The following is a 20,744-nucleotide window of genomic DNA, read 5'->3' on the forward strand; positions in this document are numbered from 1 at the left end:
ACGCCGCCTCGACACGACGGTCATCCCATCGATCCCAGGCGCTCCGTGGTTGCGCTTGACCTGCTTGTACGCCCGGGCTTCTAACTGCAGCAGAGGATCGACTTGTTGGAAATTGCCATGCTAATTGGAAATTTTCCACTTCAATCTGTTCCATTTAGACCATCGGCAGACGCTAAGTGGATTTTCTACACCCAAATTGTGGGGATTTCCCTGTAAACGGCTATAAATAGGCAAAATAAGTGGAGGATTTCCAACTAGTTCCCTCAATATTTCACTTTTCGCTCGAAATAGATGTGCTTTTTCCACTTCGTCTTGCCTCCTAGCCGTCCGATGCCACTCGATTGGAACGCTACTTCCCTCCTCCACCCTACCGCATACCATGCCCAATCTTCTCCCTCTACCAACGTGTGCAATGAACTAGTAGCTACTTTTTGCACGATTTATTGAAAAATAAGGCCGGATCGTTCTACTCATTATCGCCCATGCCGGGCGCACAACAAAAAAGACCGCACGGGAGTTCGGCATCCCCGGCAGCCTTTCCACCTACCGCTCGCTCAACACATCCCACGGCGTTGGCCGGTCGTAATATGTTTCGCAGAGCTTGAACTCGCTGTCCCTGAAGAAGCAGCCGCGGTCCTCCATAGCTTCGCGTACGGACATCTTGGCCAAGTCGAGCATATTGTGCTCGCGGCTGAGATGGGCCAGATATGTCCGCTTCAGGCGGCCGTTCAGGATCTCGCTCATCAGCTCCCCGGTCGCGTCGTTGGACAGGTGGCCCAGATCGCCGAGAATGCGCCGCTTGATGTTCCACGGGTAACGTCCCATCCGCAGCATCTCGATATCGTGGTTCGCCTCGAGCACCAGCACGTCGGCGTCACAGATCGCTTCCTTCACCTTGTCGCTGGCGTACCCGAGGTCGGTGCAGACGCTCAGCTTCTCCTTGCCGTCGTAGAAGTTGTAGCCCACCGGCTCGGCGGCGTCATGCGAGATGGCGAACGACTCCACGCGGAGCGAGCCGAAATCGCGGGTTTCCCCGGTGCCCAGAATACAGCGCTGGTCATCCGCGAGATTTCCGATCGCTTTTTCCATAGCCGCCCACGTTTTCTCGTTCGCATAGATCGGCAGATTGTATTTTCGCGCCACCGCACCTAAGCCCTTGATATGGTCCGAATGCTCATGCGTGACGAGAATGCCCGTCAGCTCCGCTCCGGTCACCCCGCGCTCCATCATCAACTCGTCGATGCGTTTGGCGCTGAAGCCGGCATCGATCATGAGCGTCACTTCCCCGTTCGCAACGAGCGTTGCATTGCCTGTCGAACCACTCGACAGCACCGAAAATTGGATCCCCATAATCTCCCATTACTCCTTCGTCTTCTCTGTGTTCGGACTGATGACATCGCCGCTGATCCCTTGCACGTAATACTCCTTGCCGCTCTCCAGCATAAAGCGCCATGCCGGTACGGCCGGCAGATGGGCGTCCGAATCGAACACCTCGCCGTAATAGCCCAGCTCGACCTCGGTCACGACCGAGCCTTCCGGCAGAAAGTTCTCGATCAGGTTGCCGAGCGCCTTCGAGGCCGAGAGCACGCGCTGCGGCTTCTCCTCCTCCGGATAGCTGATCTCGATCGCCCGGCGCTGGTACGAAATGATCTTCTGATTGCTACCCAACAGCTTAAGCTCGATTTTGAAAAGCGGCCATTTCCCGTCGACCAGCGGATGCAGCACAAACACGTCCGAGCTGCTTACCGCTTCGTCATACCGGTAATCGCCGAGATCCGGCAGGCTGTCCTTCAGCGCGGCCGCCAAATCCCGCGGCGAAAAAATCAGCCTGCTGTCGACCGGCACCGGCAGGTCGGTCATTTTGCCGGTTTGCGCATCTTCCACAAACCGATAGGCGATCTTCGGCAGCTCCGGCGTTTCCGACGGTATTTTGGCGAGCACGCGAATGTTCTTCTCTTCCATCGCCAGTTGCGTATTATATTCCAGGGCGGTGATATCCAGGTTGGAGTCGGCCTGCTCGCGCAGATCGTTCCACAGCTGATAACTCAGCACCAGATTCAGCAGCAAAAAAGCGTAAATCATCACATTCTTCGCCCGACCCCAATCCATGATTCATCCCCCTTTCGTTCGGATTTAGCCACCATCGTTTACCGTAACGGACCGTAGTAACGTTAATGCTGTATTTCCCGGCGATTTCCCAGCCTACCGGACTCCAGAGACCTTATTCGCACCCTATGGCAACAAATTGCGATCGCCCTAGCCAAATAACGTCTCCTGGGTCTGTTAGCGCGAGGAACCCAACAACTTTGGATCAATAACGTCACCTGAGTCCGTTAGAAGTGACTTGGAGCGCGGAAGAAGCTATTAGGCTACTAAGGTTACTCCTTTGCATTTGCAACAGTTTACCTACCAGCGTCAGTATCAGCGTTAGCACCAATACCAGTACCAGCACCAGCACTAGTACCCGTACCTGTACCAGCATCACTTTCGGCGCGGGTCCCCTCATCCGTACCCGCACCCACCTTCTCCACCGCCCCCAGGCTCAGCACCCGGGTTGCGCCGTTGCTGAGTTCGACGACCCACGTCGGCTTCAGCAGCAGGCCCTTGTCGGTGAGCGACGGCAGGTACGCCGGATACAAGCTGGCGATGCGCGCCTCCGCCTTCAGCGCCGCAATGCTCTCCCGCAGCGCCTTGCCGCCCGGCAGGGTAACGACCTTCTTCTCCCAACTGCCGCCGGAACCGTATATCAAGGACCGCTCATAGCCGGTGATCGTGCCTTGGCGCATTTCAAGCGTGATCGCCCCGTAATGGAACGTCGGCAGATCGATGATCGGAAAGGCGCCAAACTGTCCGGTCCCGTAATACTGCTGAAACACCACCCGCTGCTGGTCTTCCTCGATGCCGTCGCTCGTTTGCTCCAATCGGTATTTCCCGTTCCAGCCCCCGTGCTGGTTGACGAAATCAATCGCGGACAGCACGTTCTTGCTCGGGCTGTTCTCGCCTGCCGATGGAGCGGCCGGATCGGTGTAGTTGATCCAGTTCCGGTTTTGCTTGACCTGGAGGCTGCGTTTACTGTCCGTGTATATTTCGGAGCCGTCTTTTTCCCGGATATAGCGGGTGATGCTCGGGTCAAAGAACAAGCTCTGCATCTGCTCCGTCGTATACAACCCGATGTTCAAGCCGGTTTCAACCAGATCGATCGGCTCCTCGGGGATATAATAGCCATCGGTCAAAGTATACGGCACCCAATCCTTGCCGAAATCGACCTGCTGCTGCACGTCCTGCACCGTCAAGTCGGCTTTGGTCGCTTCGTACACGACGTCGCCGCGCGAGCTGAAGAAGAAGACGCGCACCTGGTCATCGGCTCCCGTGTTATAAATCAGCAGCCGGTTGACGTTTTCCGCGTCGAACAGCGGATCCGGCTCAATCTGCATCACTTTCTGCAGCAGCTCGACCGGAACGCCCCCGCCGAATACCAGCTCAACGCCGATATCCTTGGCGCGAATGTCCGACCAGTTGATATTGTCAATGTCGTACCGCTGAAACCCGTCGAACTGACGGCCCTTCAGCCGGTTGTAGATCAAATTGTAGAACGTCGAGTCCGGGTAAAATACGGTGTGCCGCTCTTCGCCCATATGCACGGCGATTTGCGCCGGGAAGAGCAGCGCATCCGCCTCCAGGGTCGTCCCCATGTTCTCCGTGCGGATGTAGTCGCTCTCCGATTTAACCACCGGATTGCTCCCCGGCAATTGATAGATCAGAAAATAACTCTGCACCAGGCTGCACGCGACCAGCAAGGCCAGCGCCAGCGATTTAACCCTCTCCTTCACTGCGCTTCGCCTCCTTGCTTCTCGGCCGGCAATGTAAAGGTAACCTTGGTGCCTTTACCGAATTCCGACTGCAGGGATATGGTCCCGCCGTGGGCCCGCACAATTTCCCGGGCAATGGACAAGCCCAAGCCCGTCCCGCCCATATTCCGCGAACGCGCCTTATCGACGCGGTAAAAACGTTCAAAAATCCGGTCCAGATCCTTCTTCGGAATCCCGATCCCGTTATCCTGCACCGAAATCGCCAACTGACGGTCTTCGGTCAAGCGCGCTTCCAGCGTGATGGCGCCGCCCTCCGGCGTATACTTCATCGCATTGGAGATCAGGTTGTCCAGCACCTGGTCGATCTGGTCGCGATCGATCCAGGCCGCGTCCACGTCGCTGGCGATAAACAGCGTAGGCTTGATCCCCTTCTCCTGCATTTGAAAAGAAAACCGGTCGGCCACCTCCTCCAGCATCTCCATTACATTCGTCGGCTGCTTGCGCAACTGAGCTTCCTGGGAATCGAAGCGCGACAGATGCAGCAAATCGGTGACGAGGCGGATCATCCGCTCGGTCTGGTTCTGGATGACGGACACGAACCGCGGCCCGAGCTCCGGATCCTCCAGCGCGCCGTCCTCCAGCGCCTCCGTGTAACTTTTGATCGTCGTCAGCGGCGTTCGCAGCTCGTGCGACACGTTGGCCACGAACTCCCGCCGCGACGCCTCCAGCTTCTCCTGCTCGGTAACGTCCTGAAGCACGGCAATCGTACCGATGATCCCGATTTCCCGCCGATGAATGGGCGTAAACGTCACCCGGATCAGGAAGACGTCGCCGTCCGGCCCGGTATTTTCGAGAATCGTCGAGTGCATCGTGCCTTGCTCCAGCACATCCCTCTCCTCATCCGGCAGATGCAGCAGCGACATGATATCGGCCCGATCAAGAGTCGTATCCGGCGTCCCCAGCATCTCGCTGGCGCGCCGGTTCATCAGGATCACCCGGCCGGTCTCATCCGTCGCGATCACCCCGTCGCTCATGTTCGTGAGAATCGAAGCGAGCTTCTCCTTCTCTTCCTCGTTCTGCGCCAGCGCATCGCGCAGCCGGCTGGTCATGTAGTTGAACGCCTTGCTGAGCTGCCCGATCTCGTCGTTGCCGAGCACGGGCATCTTCTGGTGGAACTCCCCTTCGGCTACCGCGGTTGCGCGCCGGGTCAGCTCCTTAATCGGCGACGTGATCGTATGGGCCAAAATGACGCCGAGCACCGCCGTCAACCCCAGCGCCAACAAGATCCCGGAGATAAAAATATTATTAATCCGCTCCATCGTACTGTACAACTCGCTCATCGACGCCGCGATGTAAATGGCGCCGACGATTTTCCCGCCGCTGACCACCGGTTTGGCGACAACCTTCTTGCGGACGTTATCCTCATCGATGATGTATTCCTCATTGTCGCGAATGCCCTGCAGGGCCCGGCTCACGACCGTTTGCGTATTCTTCGTGCCGACGTAATCGGCATGCGACGGCTTGGACGTCGTCAGTACCTTGCCGCTCGCATCGAGCACCTGAATCTCCGCCCCGCCGATATTAAACAGGTTGTTGACCAGCACGCGCAGGTTGTCCAGCGATTCCTCCGCCGACTCTCCGGTCACGCCCAGGTTTTGCGCCGCCAGTACGGAGAGCAGCTCCGCCCGCTCCTGCAGCTCCTTGGTGAAGTTGCTGGTCAGCGAGGTTTTCATCGCGCTCACGAAATACACCCCGATCAGCTGCATCGCGATCAGGATCAGCAGCACGTAAATGATGATCAGTTTGGCCTGGATCGTGCGGAAAAAGGAGGGCAGATTCATCCTAGAGTCCACCCGCCTTGGAGCTCCGCATCATATACCCCAAACCCCGCCGCGTCAAAATGTACTCCGGCTTGCTCGGATCCTTCTCGATCTTCTCGCGCAGCCGGCGAATCGTCACGTCCACCGTGCGGACGTCGCCGAAATACTCGAAGCCCCATACCGCTTGCAGCAGGTGTTCGCGAGTCATGACTTTGCCGGCGTTCTTGACCAGGTAATGCACAAGCTCGAACTCCCGGTGCGTCAGGTCCAGCGGTTCGCCGTTCTTATGGACCGTGTACATGTCCGTGTCGATGAACAGTTCGAACAAGCTGATGCCCTGCTTCGCTTCCTCCGCGCCTTCGGCCGCCGCCTTCTGCTGACGACGCATCTGCGCCTTGACCCGGGCCAGCAACTCGCGTGTGCTGAACGGCTTGGTCACGTAGTCGTCGGCGCCCAGCTCCAGCCCCAGCACCTTGTCGATCTCCCCGTCCTTGGCCGTCAGCATGATGATCGGCGTTTCGAGCTTCGCCCGTACCTCCCGGCACACGTCCATCCCGTCTTTGCCGGGCAGCATCAAATCGAGCAGGATCAGGTCCGGTTGTTCGGAGAACGCCAGCCGGGTCGCTTCGATCCCGTCAAAAGCGAGCACAACCTCGTACCCTTCTTTTTCCAAGTTGAATTTCAAAATATCCGCAATGGGTTTCTCGTCATCCACGACCAGAATTTTTCCTTGCATGAATCAGGTCACCCCAACTTTCAGCCATGGGCTTTTGCTCCCTCTATCTTACCATATCCGACGCCGCATCAGCTATCCGCGGATCCGGTAACGATTGACAGCACGCCAGTTGGGGTAAATAAGGGGAGAGACAAAAAAAAGCCCGCCTCCCTCACGGGCTGCGGGAATAGCCTTATAGATATTTCATCGGGTTCTGAACGCTCCCGTTCTTGTGGATTTCGAAATGCAGATGCGTGCCGGTCGAGCGCCCGGTGCTGCCCATGACGCCGATTTTATCGCCCTTCTCGACGACTTGGCCTTTCTTTACGCTGATCTTGCTCAGATGGCCGTACAACGTTTCATAACCGTTCTTGTGGTCGATGATGATCACGTTGCCGTAACCCGTCTTCGTCCCAACAAACGAAACCACCCCGTCATCGGCGGCGAGAATGTTGCGCTTCGAGGACACGAGGTCGATCCCTTTATGCGTACGCCCCCATCGCTCGCCATAGCTGCTGGTCATCTTGGCGCTGGCGACCGGCCAGGCGAACTGCCCAGTTCCTTCGCCCAGCACGACCTTCGTGCCGCGCACAACGATTTTCGGCGCCGATTTCTTCGTCACCTCTTGGCCTAACCATTCTTCATCCACGACCAAGCCGTTTTCTTTCGTGATCCGGTACTCCATCGTTTTCAGACCGCTGGCGCCCGGCGAAATTACCTTGGTCTCCCCGGCCCGCATGCTGGCGTTCGTCTTGACGATCACTTGCGGTTCGGTGACGATCTCCTCCGTTACGTGCTCCACCGTGCGAACCGTCAGCGCCGGTTGGAACGCCTTCACGTTCAGCAGCGTTCCAATCTGCAGCGTCAGCTCTTCAACCCCCGGGTTATTCGCGAACAATTCCTCCTGAGACACATCAAAACGAGCCGCGATCGACGAGATCGTGTCCCCTTCCTGTACCTCATATTGAATCGCTGCTTCATCCCCTTGGAGGATCTTCCGCACGGCTTCCTCGGAGCTTATCACCTTGTTGGGATCCGATTTGACCTCACCCTGCGCCACGTTTTCGGCAATCTCCACCGTTTCCAGCGTCGAGCTGGAAGCCTTCGTTTTGGCCCCTGCCGACGCACTTCCGCCGGTCCGTTTCACTTTGACGGCCAGCGTGCTGGCGGCCACGTCCGGTTCCGGCGCATATTGCGCTTTGACCCGCTCCAGAACTTCCCGGGCCGCCGCCTGATCCTTCACGACGGCGATCACTTTGCCGTCCACCTTCAGCTCCACGCCTTTGGCATAGCCGGTTAGCATGCCGTACAACTCGTTCAGCGTCGATTCGGCAGCGACCTCAGCTTTGTAGGCTTGCTCCGGTTTGGTGGTGATGACCTCGGTATTGACCGCCATCTCCACCTCCGGATATTTCTGTTTATATTCCTGCTCTTTGCGTTCAATCAGAGCTTTTAATTGCGATTCGCTCGCGATCGTGCCAATTTCCTTCCCGCCAACGTATACCCGGTAATACGATACCGTATTCGCCTTAACATATTGTTGCCCTGCCAAATAGACCGTACCGGCGATCAATACGACGGCGGCCCCGGTCAGGGCGATCTTGCGGGATTTAAGAAGATTGGGCCATCCTCGCCCGCTCTCCGGTTCGGATATCTCTGAATCGTTTTCCGGGCGGCTGTGTTGCTCTTGCGTCTGAGAAGCGTCACCGCGCCACAGCTGCCAATGTTTTCCCGTAAAACCTTTCATACCGATCTCCTTTATTAATCGACTCGATTCGACTTAAAATAGTTTCAAAATTTTAACCTTTTGCCGCTATTGTTTACTTTAACACAGCGGGGCAACGGTTTTCAACCTTCGGCCCAAATGCAAATAACCCGCTTACGAAGCGGGTTCTCGCGATGTTCGCGGCATCCGGGCCAACTTTTTAAATTTACAATCCTGTGAATGATAACGCTGACATTGCCTAAAATGAGCAATTTGGCGTTATTTTTTTAACAATTCCATAACCTTGGCGTATTCCGTCTTGTCCAAATGCTTGGACAGCATTTGCTCGATGTTGATCATTTCCGCCTCGGTCAGTCCGCCTTCCAAGGCGACGGTCAATATTTGCATGTCCTCCTGCGGCAGCTTCTTCATGAGGATCGCAAAAATCTCCTCCTTCTGCTGGTCGGGCAGTTCTTGCTTCTTGGCCACGAGATCGTCCGGTGTAACCACCACCTTCTGGTCCTCGCCCAAGGCCTCACCGCCACTCATCCCGCCCATAACCGGCAACGCGTCCTCCGGCGCATCCGTATCGGCATCCGTTTCGTTTACTCCCGTACCGTTACCGTCGGCCGGGTTCCCGCCGTTTTCCGTCGCCGGTCCATCAGAGGTTCCATTGCTCGACCCGCCGCGGCCGGACGCGCCGTCCGATTCATCCCCGGCCTTACCCGAATTGGTGTCGGTGACGGAGTCGCTGCCGTTTTGATCGCCTTGTCCCTCCGCTTGGTCTACGTGGCCCGCAGCGCCGCCGAACCCCAGCATCCCCTTCACGATCCCGCCAAAGCCGGGGGCCTGCCCGGTCATCGGAAGGTTATAACTGCTCATTAACGATTGGATGTACGAATTGACGATGTATCCCGTCGTTGCAACGGTCAATAAGCTGACCGCTACGATCGTTACGCATAATTTCAAGATCCATCCGAGCCATTTCATCGTTTTGTCCTCCTACCGCCTAAGAATCTAGTCTCTCAACCACCAGTATGGACGGCGAAACGAGATTTCAACCTTGGCTAAGGGCCAAAACCGGAAAAAGAAGCCGCCGGCAGAGCGATGTTCCCATCCTCTATCAGCGGCTCGGTTATAGCGATATCGTCTATGATTTGCTTATTCGTAAATCGGCAGCACTTGGTTGGTTTGGCTGCGGTTGCGGCCTACCGAGAAAATCGCGATCGGCACGCCGGTGAGCTCGGACACGCGACGGACGTAATTGCGCGTCGTCTCCGGGAGATCCTCCAGCGTTTTCGCGCCGGAAATGTCCTCCGACCAGCCCGGCATTTCTTCATACACCGCTTCGCATTCGGCGAGCATTTTCAGGCTGGCCGGGTAGTGGGTGATGATCTCGCCGCGGTACTTATAACCGGTGCAGATCTTCACGGTTTTCAGCCCGGTCAGCACGTCCAGGGAGTTGAGGGACAGGCCCGTCAACCCGCTGACGCGGCGCGTATGGCGGACAACGACGCTGTCGAACCAGCCCACCCGGCGCGGACGGCCGGTTACCGTGCCGTATTCGTGGCCGGTTTCGCGGATCATGTCGCCCACTTCATCGAACAGCTCGGTCGGGAACGGACCGTCGCCGACACGGGTCGTGTACGCCTTGGCCACGCCGATGATCTGATGGATTTTCGTAGGCCCCACGCCGCTGCCGTTGCAGACCCCGCCTGCCGACGGATTGGACGACGTCACGAACGGATAGGTGCCTTGGTCGATGTCGAGCATAACGCCTTGCGCCCCTTCGAACAATACCTTCTCGCCCGCATCGATCGCCTCGTTCAAGATCACGGACGTATCGGCTACGTAAGGCCGAATGATTTCCGCATACTCCAGGTACTGCTGCAACACTTCCTCCACGTCGAGCGGCTGCCCGCCGTAGACGGTCTCGATCAGATGGTTCTTCTCCTTCATGATCTGACGCAGCTTGCTCTCGAACTCCTCCGCATCCAGCAAATCGGCGATCCGAATGCCGCTGCGGGCGGCTTTATCCATATAAGCCGGTCCGATCCCCTTGCGGGTTGTCCCGATCTTGTTGTCACCCTTACGTTCTTCCTCCAAAGTGTCCAGCACCAAATGATACGGCAAAATGACATGCGCCCGGTCGCTGATGACCAGGTTTTTCGCGCTGAATCCGTTCTCTTCCACGTAGTGGATCTCCTCGATCAACGCGGCCGGGTTAATCACCACGCCATTCCCGATGACACAACGTTTATTTTGATTGAAGATGCCTGACGGAATCAAGGTGAGTTTGTACTTCTTGCCGTCGATAAGAATGGTGTGACCGGCGTTGTTACCGCCTTGATAACGGGCCACCACATCGGCGCTTTCCGCCAAGAAATCCGTGATTTTTCCTTTACCTTCGTCTCCCCATTGCGTTCCTACAACGACTACCGTTGACATGTACATTCCCCCGCCCGGTGCGTCAAGCACCTGTATTTGAACATTGCAAAAGACAGCCTTCCGATTGCTTCCTGCAAACCTTAGGCCGACGTGACATTTCATCTTGTTGTACGCGACTAACAAACGCGAGCTGACGTCAAACCGCGGTCGATCTATTGCTTTAACGCAGCAATACCAGTTTAACAGTCTCTATTTTCAAAGTCAAATTGAAAAGCGAACGATAATTCTATCTATTTTTACAAATGTTCGGAATTACTAAATGGAACGCAGCAAAAAAGGGCGACGCATTCCGTCAGCCCTTAGAATTCGGTACTTCATGTTGATTTAAAATGAGTCCTGGTTTGTGGTCCGGAATGCCGCACCGTGTCAACCCGCAAAGGCATCGGCGTGCGCCCGCTCATAATTGGCGAACTTATTGAAGTTCTTCAGGAACACCAGCTCGACCGTCCCGACCGGGCCATTCCGCTGTTTGGCGATAATGATTTCGATGATGTTCTTCTTCTCCGTCTCCTGGTTGTAGTAATCGTCCCGGTACAGAAACGCCACAATATCGGCGTCCTGCTCGATGGAACCGGATTCCCGAAGGTCGGACATCATCGGCCGCTTGTCCTGTCGCTGCTCGACGCCCCGGCTTAACTGGGACAAGGCGATGACCGGCACTTCCAGCTCCCGGCCGATCTGCTTGAGCGTCCGGGAAATTTCCGAGACCTCCTGCTGCCGGTTCTCGCCGGGTTTGCCCCGGCCCTGAATCAGTTGCAGGTAGTCGATCACGATCATGCCCAGGCCGCGTTCCTTCTTGAGCCGTCGGCATTTCGCCCGGATATCGGCCACCGTGATCCCCGGGGTGTCGTCGATATAAATCTCCGCTTCCGACAAGGCGGCAATGCCCATCGTCAGCTTCGACCAATCGTCATCGCTCTTGAAATCCCCGGTCCGCATGACGCTGGCGTCGAGATTCGCTTCGGCGCAGATCATCCGCTGAACCAGTTGGGCCGCGGACATCTCCAAACTGAAGATCGCCACGGTCTCCTTGGCGCGTACCGCCACGTTCTGTGCGATATTCAGGGCGAACGCCGTTTTACCTACGGAAGGGCGCGCGGCTACAATAATCAAGTCGCTGCGCTGGAATCCCGCCGTCATCCGGTCCAAATCGACGAACCCGGACGGAATCCCGGTGGTCGTTCCGCGGTTCTGATGCAGCATCTCGACGCGTTCGAACACTTCCATCAGCACGTCGCGAATGGCGATGAACCCGCTGCCCGAGCGGCGGTTGGAGATCTCCAAAATGCGCCGTTCGGCATCGCTGAGCATGTCGGCCACGTCTTCGCCGCCGGTATAACCGTCGCTGACGATTTGCGTCGCCGTACGGATCAACCGCCGCAGCATCGATTTCTCTTCGATGATCCGCGCGTAATAATCCACGTTGGCCGCCGTCGGCACGGCATGGGCCAGCTTGGCCAAGTAGCTGACGCCGCCGATCTCTTCGAGCTCGCCGCGGTCCTTCAGCCTGGCGGTCAACGTGACGAGGTCGATCGGCTTGCCTTCCTCGCCCAACTGAACCATCGCTTCAAAGATCAATTGATGGGGCTTATCGTAAAAATCCTCGGTCCGCACCCGCTCCATCGCGGAAATGAGCGCTTCCGACTGCAGCAGTACCGCCCCGAGTACCGCCTGCTCGGCTTCCAGGTTTTGCGGGGGGATCCGGTCAAAAAACAGATCTCCGCTCATCTTATTCCTCCGTGACGTGAACCTTAAGCGTCGATTTCACTTCCGGATGAAGCTTCACCGGCACCTGCGTGACGCCCAGCGTCCGGATCGGATCGTGCATTTCGATTTTACGTTTATCCAGCTTTATGCCGAGCTTCTCCAGCGCTTCCGCGACTTGCTTGCTGGTAATCGCGCCGAACAGACGACCGCCTTCGCCGGCTTTCGCTTTCAGCTGTACAGTCATTTCCTCCAGCTTCTTGCCGAGCTGGACCGCCTCTTCCTTCTCCTGGGCTTTGCGCTTCAGCTCGGCAGCCGTTTGCTGCTCCAAGGTCTTTACGTTGCCCTCCGTCGCCGGACGAACCAGCCCGCGCGGCATCAGGAAGTTTTGTGCGTAGCCTTCCGAAACGTCCTTAATTTCCCCTTTTTTCCCTTGGCCTTTGACATCCTTCAAAAAGATCACTTTCATTCGAACAACCCCTCTTCCTTCTCTATTTCATCCAGGACGGCGAGCAGCTTCTTCTCCGCTTCCGCCTGGGTTCCTTCCAATTGTACGGCCGCATTCGTCAAATGACCGCCGCCGCCGAGCCGCTCCATGACCACCTGCACGTTCATGCTCCCGAGCGATCGGGCGCTGATCCCGATCAGGCCGTCCGGCCGCTCGCTGATCACGAACGAGGCGAGTACGCCGGTCATATTCAGCAGCGTATCCGCCACCTGGGCAATCAGCAGTTGGGGAATCTTGCGGTTCGGTTCCGTCACCGCCAAGGCGATATGCCCATGGATCATGCGGGCATGCTTAATGATGTCGGCCTTGGCGATGTACTCCTGCAGGTCTTCCTTCAGCAATCGCTGCACCATCACGGTGTCCGCCCCGTTGCGGCGAAGGAACGCGGCGGCTTCAAACGTCCGCGAGCCGGTATGGAGCGCGAAATGCTTCGTATCGACGGTGATGCCCGCGAGCAGCGTCGTCGCCTCCAGCGGGCTGAGCTCCACCTTCTCGTGAATGTACTGCAGCAGCTCGGTGACGAGCTCGCAGGCCGAGGAGGCGTAAGGCTCCAGATAGACGAGCACCGCATCGGCCACGAATTCCTCGCCGCGGCGGTGGTGGTCGACCACAACCACTCGGCTCGCTTGCTCCACCAGCCGCGGCTCCATCGTGATCGAGGCCTTATGCGTATCGACCAGCACAAGCAGCGTGTGCTCGGTCATCAAATTCATGGCCTGCTCCGGGGAAATAAACCGCCGGACCAAGGCCTCTTCTTTGCCGATGCGCTCCATCAGGCGCTCGATGCCCGGGTTCGAGCCATCCAGCACGATGTGGGCCTCGACCTTGTACATATCGGCGGCCTTCAGCACGCCGATGGAGGCGCCGATCACGTCGAGGTCCGGCACGCGATGGCCCATGATGATGACGCGGTCGCTCTCCTGCATCAAATCGCGCAGGGCATGCGCGATGACGCGGGCGCGAACGCGCGTCCGCTTCTCTATGGCGCCGGATTTGCCGCCATAGAAGGACAACCGCTGACCGGCCTTGACGGCGGCCTGGTCGCCCCCGCGGCCGAGCGCCATATCCAAGCTGGACTGGGCGAGTTCGCCCAGCTCGCTGAAGCGCTCGGCGCCGAAAGCGAGGCCGATGCTAAGCGTAATCGGCACCTTCAGGTCCGCGGTGATTTCGCGGACCTCGTCCAGGATGACGAACCGGCTTTGCTCCAGTTCGTCCAGCGATTTCTGATTCAGGATCATCAGATATCGCTCGGAGGACAGCCGCCGCAGATAAACGCGGTACTGTTTGGCCCATTCCGTAATCGCCGTCGCCACGCGGGCGATCAAGGCGGTTCGCTGCTGATCGTCCATGCCTTGGGTCGCTTCGTCCAGATTGTCCAGCAACACGATGCCCAGCGCGGCGCGTTCATCTTCGTACCGGCTGCGCAGCACCGCCAGCTCCGTCATATCGTGAATGTAAATCAGACGTTCGTTGGCGTCGACGGTTAGCTCGTAGTAACGCTCCCCAACCTTCGTTTCCACGGTTGTCCGGGTGCCGCTCCCGTCCTTCTTGTCGCGGCTTGGCACGGGAAGCTGCGGCAGCAGCTCGGTCAACGGCTGACCCACGACGGACTCCTTGCCGTACATGCCGGCCACGAAATGGTTATGCCATTCCACCGTCCGCTCCTCGCTGTACAGCATCAGACCGAAAGGCAGCTTACTGACGGCCTCGCCTTCCACCCGTTTGATCCGATAGTTCAAATCGGTCACGTAGCGGATCAGCTCTTTGCGGAACTGCCGCTCCGCCCGCAGCATGCTGTAAGTCAACACGCCGACAAGACATAAGCAAACCAGCCCCAAAATCCAGTTAAAGTAGGAGACGAAGATGACGAGCAGCAACTGAAGCATGAACATCCATACAGTCTGGTAACCGTACCAACGTTTTTGCAATATATTCGGCATGCCTTCTCACCCTATCGTCTTGATCTCGTAATCATGTCACGTAGCGGAAAAGCAATGTCCAAAATCCCCACGATCCACAGCGGCGGAATAAACAGCATCGCCACGATGAGCAGAATCGGAATGACCGGATTCCACCTGCGATGATAGGCCGCAAAGAAGAAAAAGCTTGCCGTTTGCACCATGAAGAAAAATTGCAGCAGCGGCATCAAATTCAGCAGGATCGTGCCCATGAACCCTTGCTGTACGGCTTCTCCGCCGAACCACTGCAACAGCACGCCAATCAGATAATACCAAATCAGCGAACGCGGCAGCCGCCAATCGCGGATCGGCGGCAGCTTCGGTACCGCATGCCCCAAGCTGGACAACGTCGGCCGGGAAACAGCGTGGGCCACCGCTGCGATCAGGAGCGAGCAGACGATCATCGTGAACGGAATTACCCGCACCGTCAGGCTGGAAAATTGCTGGCTCATCTCCGGCGACCAGACGATGCCGCCCGCCAGCGGGCTGTCGGCGACGTTTGTGAACGGGGCCATGGCCGAGTTGACCAGGTCCTCGATCGCGGTGGTCAGGTTGAAATCGAAGAAGACCGTGCTGATCAGAAGGATCAGCAGAAACTCCAGCAGAATCGTGCCGGCTCCCGCCATCACCGTGCGGATGGCCGGGCTTCTTTTCTTATATAAATAGCCCATCACGATCGAAGGAATGATAAAATACAGGGCCTGCAGCAAAATGACCGGTCCGAAGATCAGCGAAGCCGCCAGCCAGACCGCCGCCACGTGCACGAGAAACGCCCTTGTCGATAAGGTGGTGTACAGCAAGATGCCCGGAACGATGAGCACAAACATCGTAATCACGGTAAGCGGAGTAGCAAGTGATAGCAGAAGCAGCAAATATGCGGCGCTCCAAGCCACCGATGTCCAGCGTAACTTCAAATGGGTTCACCTCTTACGCATATGTTCTTCCAGGGTAGAGATATCTTGATACCAGTCCTCGAGCTGGTGACCCTCCTGTTTATGTTTTTTCAGTTTTTCCAAGATGCTGTCATCCATATCCCGATAGGATACACCTAGTCTTCGTCCCAGAATATAACTGCTGACAATCAGACTGGCAAGACTGTCCGTTACCCGTGTCGTGCTGCCTTCCCATAATGCCTTAAACAAACGGGATACGTGATCGACTACTTCCGTTTTGAGCCATTCAATCACCTTGGCACGTTTGGCCACATCCATTTCCCTTTGCATGGCGGACAGCTTCCACCCTCCTATAAGTTTTGTGGGCAAGGCTTCCACGAGAGAGCATCGCACAAAACTCGCTTCGGAAGCACTACTTCAAAGCTTTATTCTTCATTATAGCATATAGCAAACGCGACAATGGACGCAAACCGTAGCTTCATCCAACGTTCTTTCGATCACAGATTCGACGGTGATGCGTCCTTGGTCACGAATTTCTCGCAATATTCAATGATTTGGCTGCGCCGGACGATCCCGATGAACCGGCCCCGGTCATCCACCACCGGCACGAAGTTCTGCACCTTCGCCAGATTGATCAAATCCTCCATGTCGGCGTCGATTCGCACGGGCTTGATGTCCATTTTGAGCGGAACATCCTTGAGCAGAAATTTTGAAGCGGTCTCAAAACTGATTTTGCCGTTCGAATTCTTCATATGCCAGAGCAAATCACCTTCGGTCACTGTGCCGACGTACGCGCCGTCCCGGTCGATGATCGGCACCGCCGTATAACGGTGAAACTCCATACGCTCCAACGTTTGCCGCAAAGTGGAATCCAACGTCACGGTCACTACGTCATTTTTCGGAAGCAAAAAAAACGCTATATTCATGAGAACAAAATCCTCCCCATCCTTCATTCAGACTCCCCTATTTGTTACGTTTCGAAACGGGATATGTTCCGGCCTATCGCGTGAAATCGGCAGCCGGAATACCGGACTGCCGAGAGCTGAAGGAATTCTATAAAGCGGTCTAATCTAACCTATGATGCCCCAAGATCACTCATTCTTGTTACCTTGTTCGTTTGTTGCCGCCCCCTGCGCGCCATTTGGCTCCGCTTCAGTCTTCGCGGCATCACGGGATTCCGGCGTAATCAGCGCGCTTGCCTCCGTCTCCGGATTGAGCCAACTGCCGATCATCTCTTGGGCAAAGTCGACGTCCTCTTCGTTCGCCTTGTCATAATAAATGCCGTTTAGCCGCATGCCTTTGCCCATGATTGTAAACCCGCTGATTTGCGGAGAAGTATCGCCCAACAGCACCTGCTTGGATAAATCGATGATTTGGCCGGGCGGCAGGTCCGTTTTAAAATTATCGCCCATTACGTTTATCAATTCAGGAATTTTTGTCACTTGGTTCAGCTTTAACATCCGATCGACCATGGCGTTCAGAAACTCCTGATGCCGCTTCGTCCGGTTAAAACCGCTATCCTCGCGGTAACGGACGAAGTTCAGCGCCTCCGTACCGTCGTACAGCGGCTTGCCCGCCTTAATCGTAAACTTCTCATGATCGGCTTGCTTATTGACGATATCTTGGGTGATTGGCAGCTCCACGCCCCCAAGCGCATCTACGATATCCCGCACGCCCTGAAAATTGATAGCCGCATAATAGTCGACCGGATAGCCGATGAAATGCTCCACCGTGTCCTTGGCCATTTTCTCTCCGCCGAAGGCATAGGCATGGTTGATTTTGTCTTCCTTATCCCTGCCGACTATCTCCGTATAAGTGTCGCGGGGGATCGAGATCAGCAGCACCTTCGCATCCTCCGGCCGGATCACCGCGTAAATCATCGTATCCGAACGGGCCGGCTCGTTGCTTCGCTGATCCACGCCGAGCAACAGCGCGCTAAACGGCTCCATTTTCTCTTTCTGCGGCTGCACCGGTTGAGCTTCTTCCCCTTCCAGCGGAGAATACGAGCGTTCCAGCGTCTCCTCGACTTTGCCCGACAGAAACAGATCAAAAGCCATCACGGCAAGCGGCTTACGGAACAAATACCCTCCTGCCCCCACCGCCAATAAGACGACCAGCGTGATCATCGCAATTTTCATTTTTCTACGACCGCTCTTCGGGTTTTTCACTTGCTTCTTCTGTCGTTCGACCATTGATTTACGCCTCCATCGACAATCTGGTTAAATTCGCATCGATCCATCTATAATTCCACCGCGAATCTGCTCTTTCGATCCTTCTCTATCTATCATCCGGATAACAACTCTACCGCTTCGTACTATAACACATTGGGGAATTCGGGTTCAACAAAGCTGAATTTATCTAGATCGATTACCCGGCAATAAGTTTGGCCAGACGTCGACTCTGGGTTAAGACAAAAAAAGCCCGCTCTCTTAATTAGAGGCAGGACTCGATAAGCCATTAGAATCAAGAACATTCAGATTATCAGTTGTTTTATGAGCAAAGTGTGCTAAACAAAGCAATTTATTTAAAGATGGCTGTGATGGTCAGGTTGAGCAGAAACAGTTGTAGTATTAATTGATACAGTGGATAGAGCAAAAAGAAGTGATGCAAGAGTGAATACAATAATCTTCTTCATACTAACCCTCCTTTCAAATAAAATTACAAGATTCATCAAACAACATAATGTTGATTTATGTTCCCTCCCTCAGAAATCAATGCTTTCAGTTCTTATCTCGTTCTCTTTTTAAAACTAGTCAAGTGCGATACACGGAGAACGAATTCCGTCAGGGCAAGTAACACGGACCATGAATTCCGTTAGGGCAATAGGCAGGTGGAGGAGGGGGATTACCACCAGGAATGTCCTTACCGCCCCCCCTACCATCTGCTAGAGCAGTACTAGATGCTGATAAAATCATAACGGCTGCAATAATGATAGAAAAAAACTTTCTCATATTCACACCTCCAATTAATATAATTGAATATTCCTACTAATAGAATATTATATGAATATAATACATTGATTTTACATATTTAGCAATATATTCAAATAGAAGTATGACTGTTTTTTTATGTTGCAAGCTCTTGCCTTACTGTTGGGAATGAAGACATAGTCTTATTAGAATTTGTGCCTAACGCGGTTCTCTGTTTTGCAGAGCCCAACCTACTACTTGTAAATTGATGTAGAGATATAATAAACAATTGTATTACCACTAAACCAAGTGACAAGCAACAAAGTGATCGTTCCCTTTGTTGCGATACTCCGGCACCTTCTGCATGCAAATATCCGTAGCAATCGGGCAACGCGTATGGAACTTGCAACCGGAAGGTGGATTGGCTGGGCTTGGAATATCACCTTGAAGGACGATCCGCTCCCGCTTCAGCGTTGGGTCCGGGACCGGAATTGCGGACATTAGCGCCTTCGTGTAAGGATGCAGCGGGTTCCGGAATAGTTCCTGTGTACTGGCTTGCTCCACCATGGAGCCAAGATACATCACCCCAACACGATTACACAGATGTTCCACCACACTGAGATCGTGCGAAATAAATAAGTAGGTAATTTGTTTCTCCTTCCGTAAATCGCTTAGGAGATTGATGATTTGCGCTTGAATTGACACGTCCAGCGCGGATACCGGTTCATCGGCCACAATAAAGTCCGGTTCCATAATGAGCGCGCGGGCAATTCCGATTCGCTGCCGCTGTCCGCCGGAGAACTCATGCGGATATCGGTCGTAATGATAACTGGCCAACCCGCAAATTTCCATCGTCTCCAGGACACGCTTCTTTACCTCTTGGCGGTTGGTCATCCCATGATCGAACAACGCTTCGCCGATCGCCTCGCCAACCTTGATCCTCGGGTTCAATGAACTGAACGGATCTTGGAAGACAATTTGCATTTTCGGCCGCAGTTTGCGAAGTTCGTCTTTGGACAATTCATATATCTCCTGACCTTGATACACTACCCGGCCACTGGTCTTATCATTGAGGCGCAGCAATGTTCGTCCGATCGTGCTTTTACCGCAGCCGGATTCGCCGACTAGCCCGAAGGATTCGCCTCGTTCAATTTGAAAGGATACGTCATCAACCGCTTTAACATAACCGACCGTACGTTGAAATACGCCGCCAGTGATTGGGAAATACTTCTTCAGCCGTTCGACTTCAATTAATGTACTCATCAGACTTCCCTCTCTTCCTCATACAGCCAACAAGCGGTCTTATGCATATTATCGCCGTGGGCCCGGAAAGGCGGTTGCTGCTGCTTGCAGATTTCCATGCAAAACTCACATCGATCGTGAAAGTGGCAGTTGTCTCCCAATTCAATCGGATTGGGCACCTGACCCGGAATAGAATACAATCTTTCCTGGGACTGCCCAATAACTGGCTTTGCCTTCAACAATCCCTTGGTGTAAGGGTGCTGAGGATCCTTAAACAACTCCAACACCGGGGCTTCCTCAATGACTTTTCCGGCGTACATCACAACCACATAATCAGCCATCTCGGCGACCACCCCGAGATCATGAGTAATCAGCATGATGGCCGTTCCAAGTTTCTTTTTGATTTCACGCATCAAGTCCAGAATCTGGGCTTGGATGGTTACATCCAGCGCAGTTGTTGGTTCATCGGCGATTAATAGCTTCGGGTTGCAGCTGAGCGCGATCGCAATCATGATGCGCTGACGCATCCCGCCGCTTAATTCATGCGGATAAGCGTCGAAGATCTGCTCTGCCCGCGGAATTCCTACGAGCTCAATCAGTTCAATGGCCCGTTTCTTCGCCTCCTTTCGGTCCAACAGCAGATGCAACATGAGTGGCTCTGTGATCTGATCCCCGATCGTCAGCACCGGATTCAAGGACGACATCGGTTCCTGAAAAATGATAGAAATTTCCTTCCCTCGAATTCGTCCTATTTCCCTTTTGCTGAGCTTCAGCAAATCCTTGTCCTCATATATGATCTCCCCACCGGCAATCACGCCATGGGGGCCTTCAATTAAACGCATGAGCGACATCGCCGTTACGCTTTTGCCGCACCCGGATTCGCCTACAACGCCTACCGTTTCTCCCTCGCGAATGGAGAAGCTTACTTGATCGACAGCTTTGACAACGCCGGCCGAAGTATGAAAATGAGTTTCCAAGTTGCGGAATTGCACAAGATCTTTAGCCATACTCGCATCTCCTTATTTTGCGTTTC

17 protein-coding genes are annotated in these 20,744 nt (G+C 55.0%); all 17 read right to left on the reverse strand.

Translation table 11 applies throughout. The features are described 5' to 3' along the window. Positions 1 to 543: 543 nt before the first annotated feature. The 17 genes from ACZF99_RS26490 to ACZF99_RS26570 all read right to left on the reverse strand — a co-directional run bounded on the left by ACZF99_RS26490 (position 544) and on the right by ACZF99_RS26570 (position 20,718). A complete protein-coding gene (locus ACZF99_RS26490) occupies positions 544 to 1,350 on the reverse strand; it encodes an MBL fold metallo-hydrolase (protein WP_483607873.1) in 807 nt (268 codons plus the stop codon). Between the two features lie 9 nt (positions 1,351 to 1,359). Continuing rightward, positions 1,360 to 2,109: a two-component system regulatory protein YycI gene (gene yycI / locus ACZF99_RS26495; protein WP_483607875.1), complete on the reverse strand. Its 750-nt coding sequence runs from the start codon at positions 2,107 to 2,109 to the stop codon at positions 1,360 to 1,362. Between the two features lie 293 nt (positions 2,110 to 2,402). Then, positions 2,403 to 3,830, reverse strand: coding sequence for a YycH family regulatory protein (locus ACZF99_RS26500; RefSeq protein ID WP_483607877.1), 1,428 nt, complete (start codon positions 3,828 to 3,830; stop codon positions 2,403 to 2,405). Next, on the reverse strand, positions 3,827 to 5,650 hold the full coding sequence (gene walK, locus ACZF99_RS26505; protein ID WP_483607879.1) for a cell wall metabolism sensor histidine kinase WalK: 1,824 nt from the start codon (positions 5,648 to 5,650) through the stop codon (positions 3,827 to 3,829). Before walK ends, ACZF99_RS26500 begins: the two co-directional genes overlap by 4 nt. Position 5,651: 1 nt before the next feature. Then, positions 5,652 to 6,365: a response regulator YycF gene (gene yycF / locus ACZF99_RS26510; protein WP_483607881.1), complete on the reverse strand. Its 714-nt coding sequence runs from the start codon at positions 6,363 to 6,365 to the stop codon at positions 5,652 to 5,654. A 172-nt stretch (positions 6,366 to 6,537) separates the two neighbouring features. Beyond that, positions 6,538 to 8,091 (reverse strand): peptidoglycan DD-metalloendopeptidase family protein, encoded by a 1,554-nt coding sequence (locus ACZF99_RS26515; RefSeq protein WP_483607883.1) that lies wholly within the window; start codon positions 8,089 to 8,091, stop codon positions 6,538 to 6,540. Between the two features lie 237 nt (positions 8,092 to 8,328). Next, positions 8,329 to 9,039, reverse strand: coding sequence for a hypothetical protein (locus ACZF99_RS26520; protein ID WP_483607885.1), 711 nt, complete (start codon positions 9,037 to 9,039; stop codon positions 8,329 to 8,331). 171 nt (positions 9,040 to 9,210) lie between these two features. Beyond that, positions 9,211 to 10,497 (reverse strand): adenylosuccinate synthase, encoded by a 1,287-nt coding sequence (locus tag ACZF99_RS26525; protein ID WP_483607887.1) that lies wholly within the window; start codon positions 10,495 to 10,497, stop codon positions 9,211 to 9,213. A gap of 366 nt (positions 10,498 to 10,863) precedes the next feature. Next, entirely contained in the window at positions 10,864 to 12,225 is a 1,362-nt protein-coding gene (gene dnaB / locus ACZF99_RS26530; protein WP_483607889.1) for a replicative DNA helicase, read from the reverse strand. A 1-nt stretch (position 12,226) separates the two neighbouring features. Continuing rightward, positions 12,227 to 12,670, reverse strand: coding sequence for a 50S ribosomal protein L9 (gene rplI, locus ACZF99_RS26535; RefSeq protein ID WP_483607891.1), 444 nt, complete (start codon positions 12,668 to 12,670; stop codon positions 12,227 to 12,229). Beyond that, positions 12,667 to 14,649, reverse strand: coding sequence for a DHH family phosphoesterase (locus ACZF99_RS26540; RefSeq protein WP_483607893.1), 1,983 nt, complete (start codon positions 14,647 to 14,649; stop codon positions 12,667 to 12,669). The genes rplI and ACZF99_RS26540 overlap by 4 nt, the downstream gene beginning before the upstream one ends. Before the next feature lie 11 nt (positions 14,650 to 14,660). After that, the gene (locus tag ACZF99_RS26545; RefSeq protein WP_483607895.1) at positions 14,661 to 15,581 is read right to left on the reverse strand and encodes a DUF2232 domain-containing protein; all 921 of its coding nucleotides are present in this window, start codon (positions 15,579 to 15,581) and stop codon (positions 14,661 to 14,663) included. A 6-nt stretch (positions 15,582 to 15,587) separates the two neighbouring features. Continuing rightward, the gene (locus tag ACZF99_RS26550; protein WP_248550913.1) at positions 15,588 to 15,890 is read right to left on the reverse strand and encodes a MazG-like family protein; all 303 of its coding nucleotides are present in this window, start codon (positions 15,888 to 15,890) and stop codon (positions 15,588 to 15,590) included. A 167-nt stretch (positions 15,891 to 16,057) separates the two neighbouring features. Next, entirely contained in the window at positions 16,058 to 16,486 is a 429-nt protein-coding gene (locus ACZF99_RS26555; RefSeq protein WP_483607897.1) for a CBS domain-containing protein, read from the reverse strand. 165 nt (positions 16,487 to 16,651) lie between these two features. After that, positions 16,652 to 17,752, reverse strand: a complete 1,101-nt coding sequence (locus ACZF99_RS26560; protein WP_483607899.1) for an LCP family protein — start codon at positions 17,750 to 17,752, stop codon at positions 16,652 to 16,654. A gap of 1,017 nt (positions 17,753 to 18,769) precedes the next feature. Next, a complete protein-coding gene (locus ACZF99_RS26565) occupies positions 18,770 to 19,732 on the reverse strand; it encodes an ABC transporter ATP-binding protein (RefSeq protein ID WP_483607901.1) in 963 nt (320 codons plus the stop codon). Beyond that, positions 19,732 to 20,718 carry an ABC transporter ATP-binding protein gene (locus ACZF99_RS26570; RefSeq protein WP_483607903.1) on the reverse strand — a complete coding sequence of 329 codons (987 nt, stop codon included), beginning with the start codon at positions 20,716 to 20,718 and terminating at the stop codon, positions 19,732 to 19,734. Before ACZF99_RS26570 ends, ACZF99_RS26565 begins: the two co-directional genes overlap by 1 nt. Positions 20,719 to 20,744 lie beyond the last annotated feature (26 nt).

The organism is Paenibacillus sp. JL3B1040 (assembly GCF_057063165.1).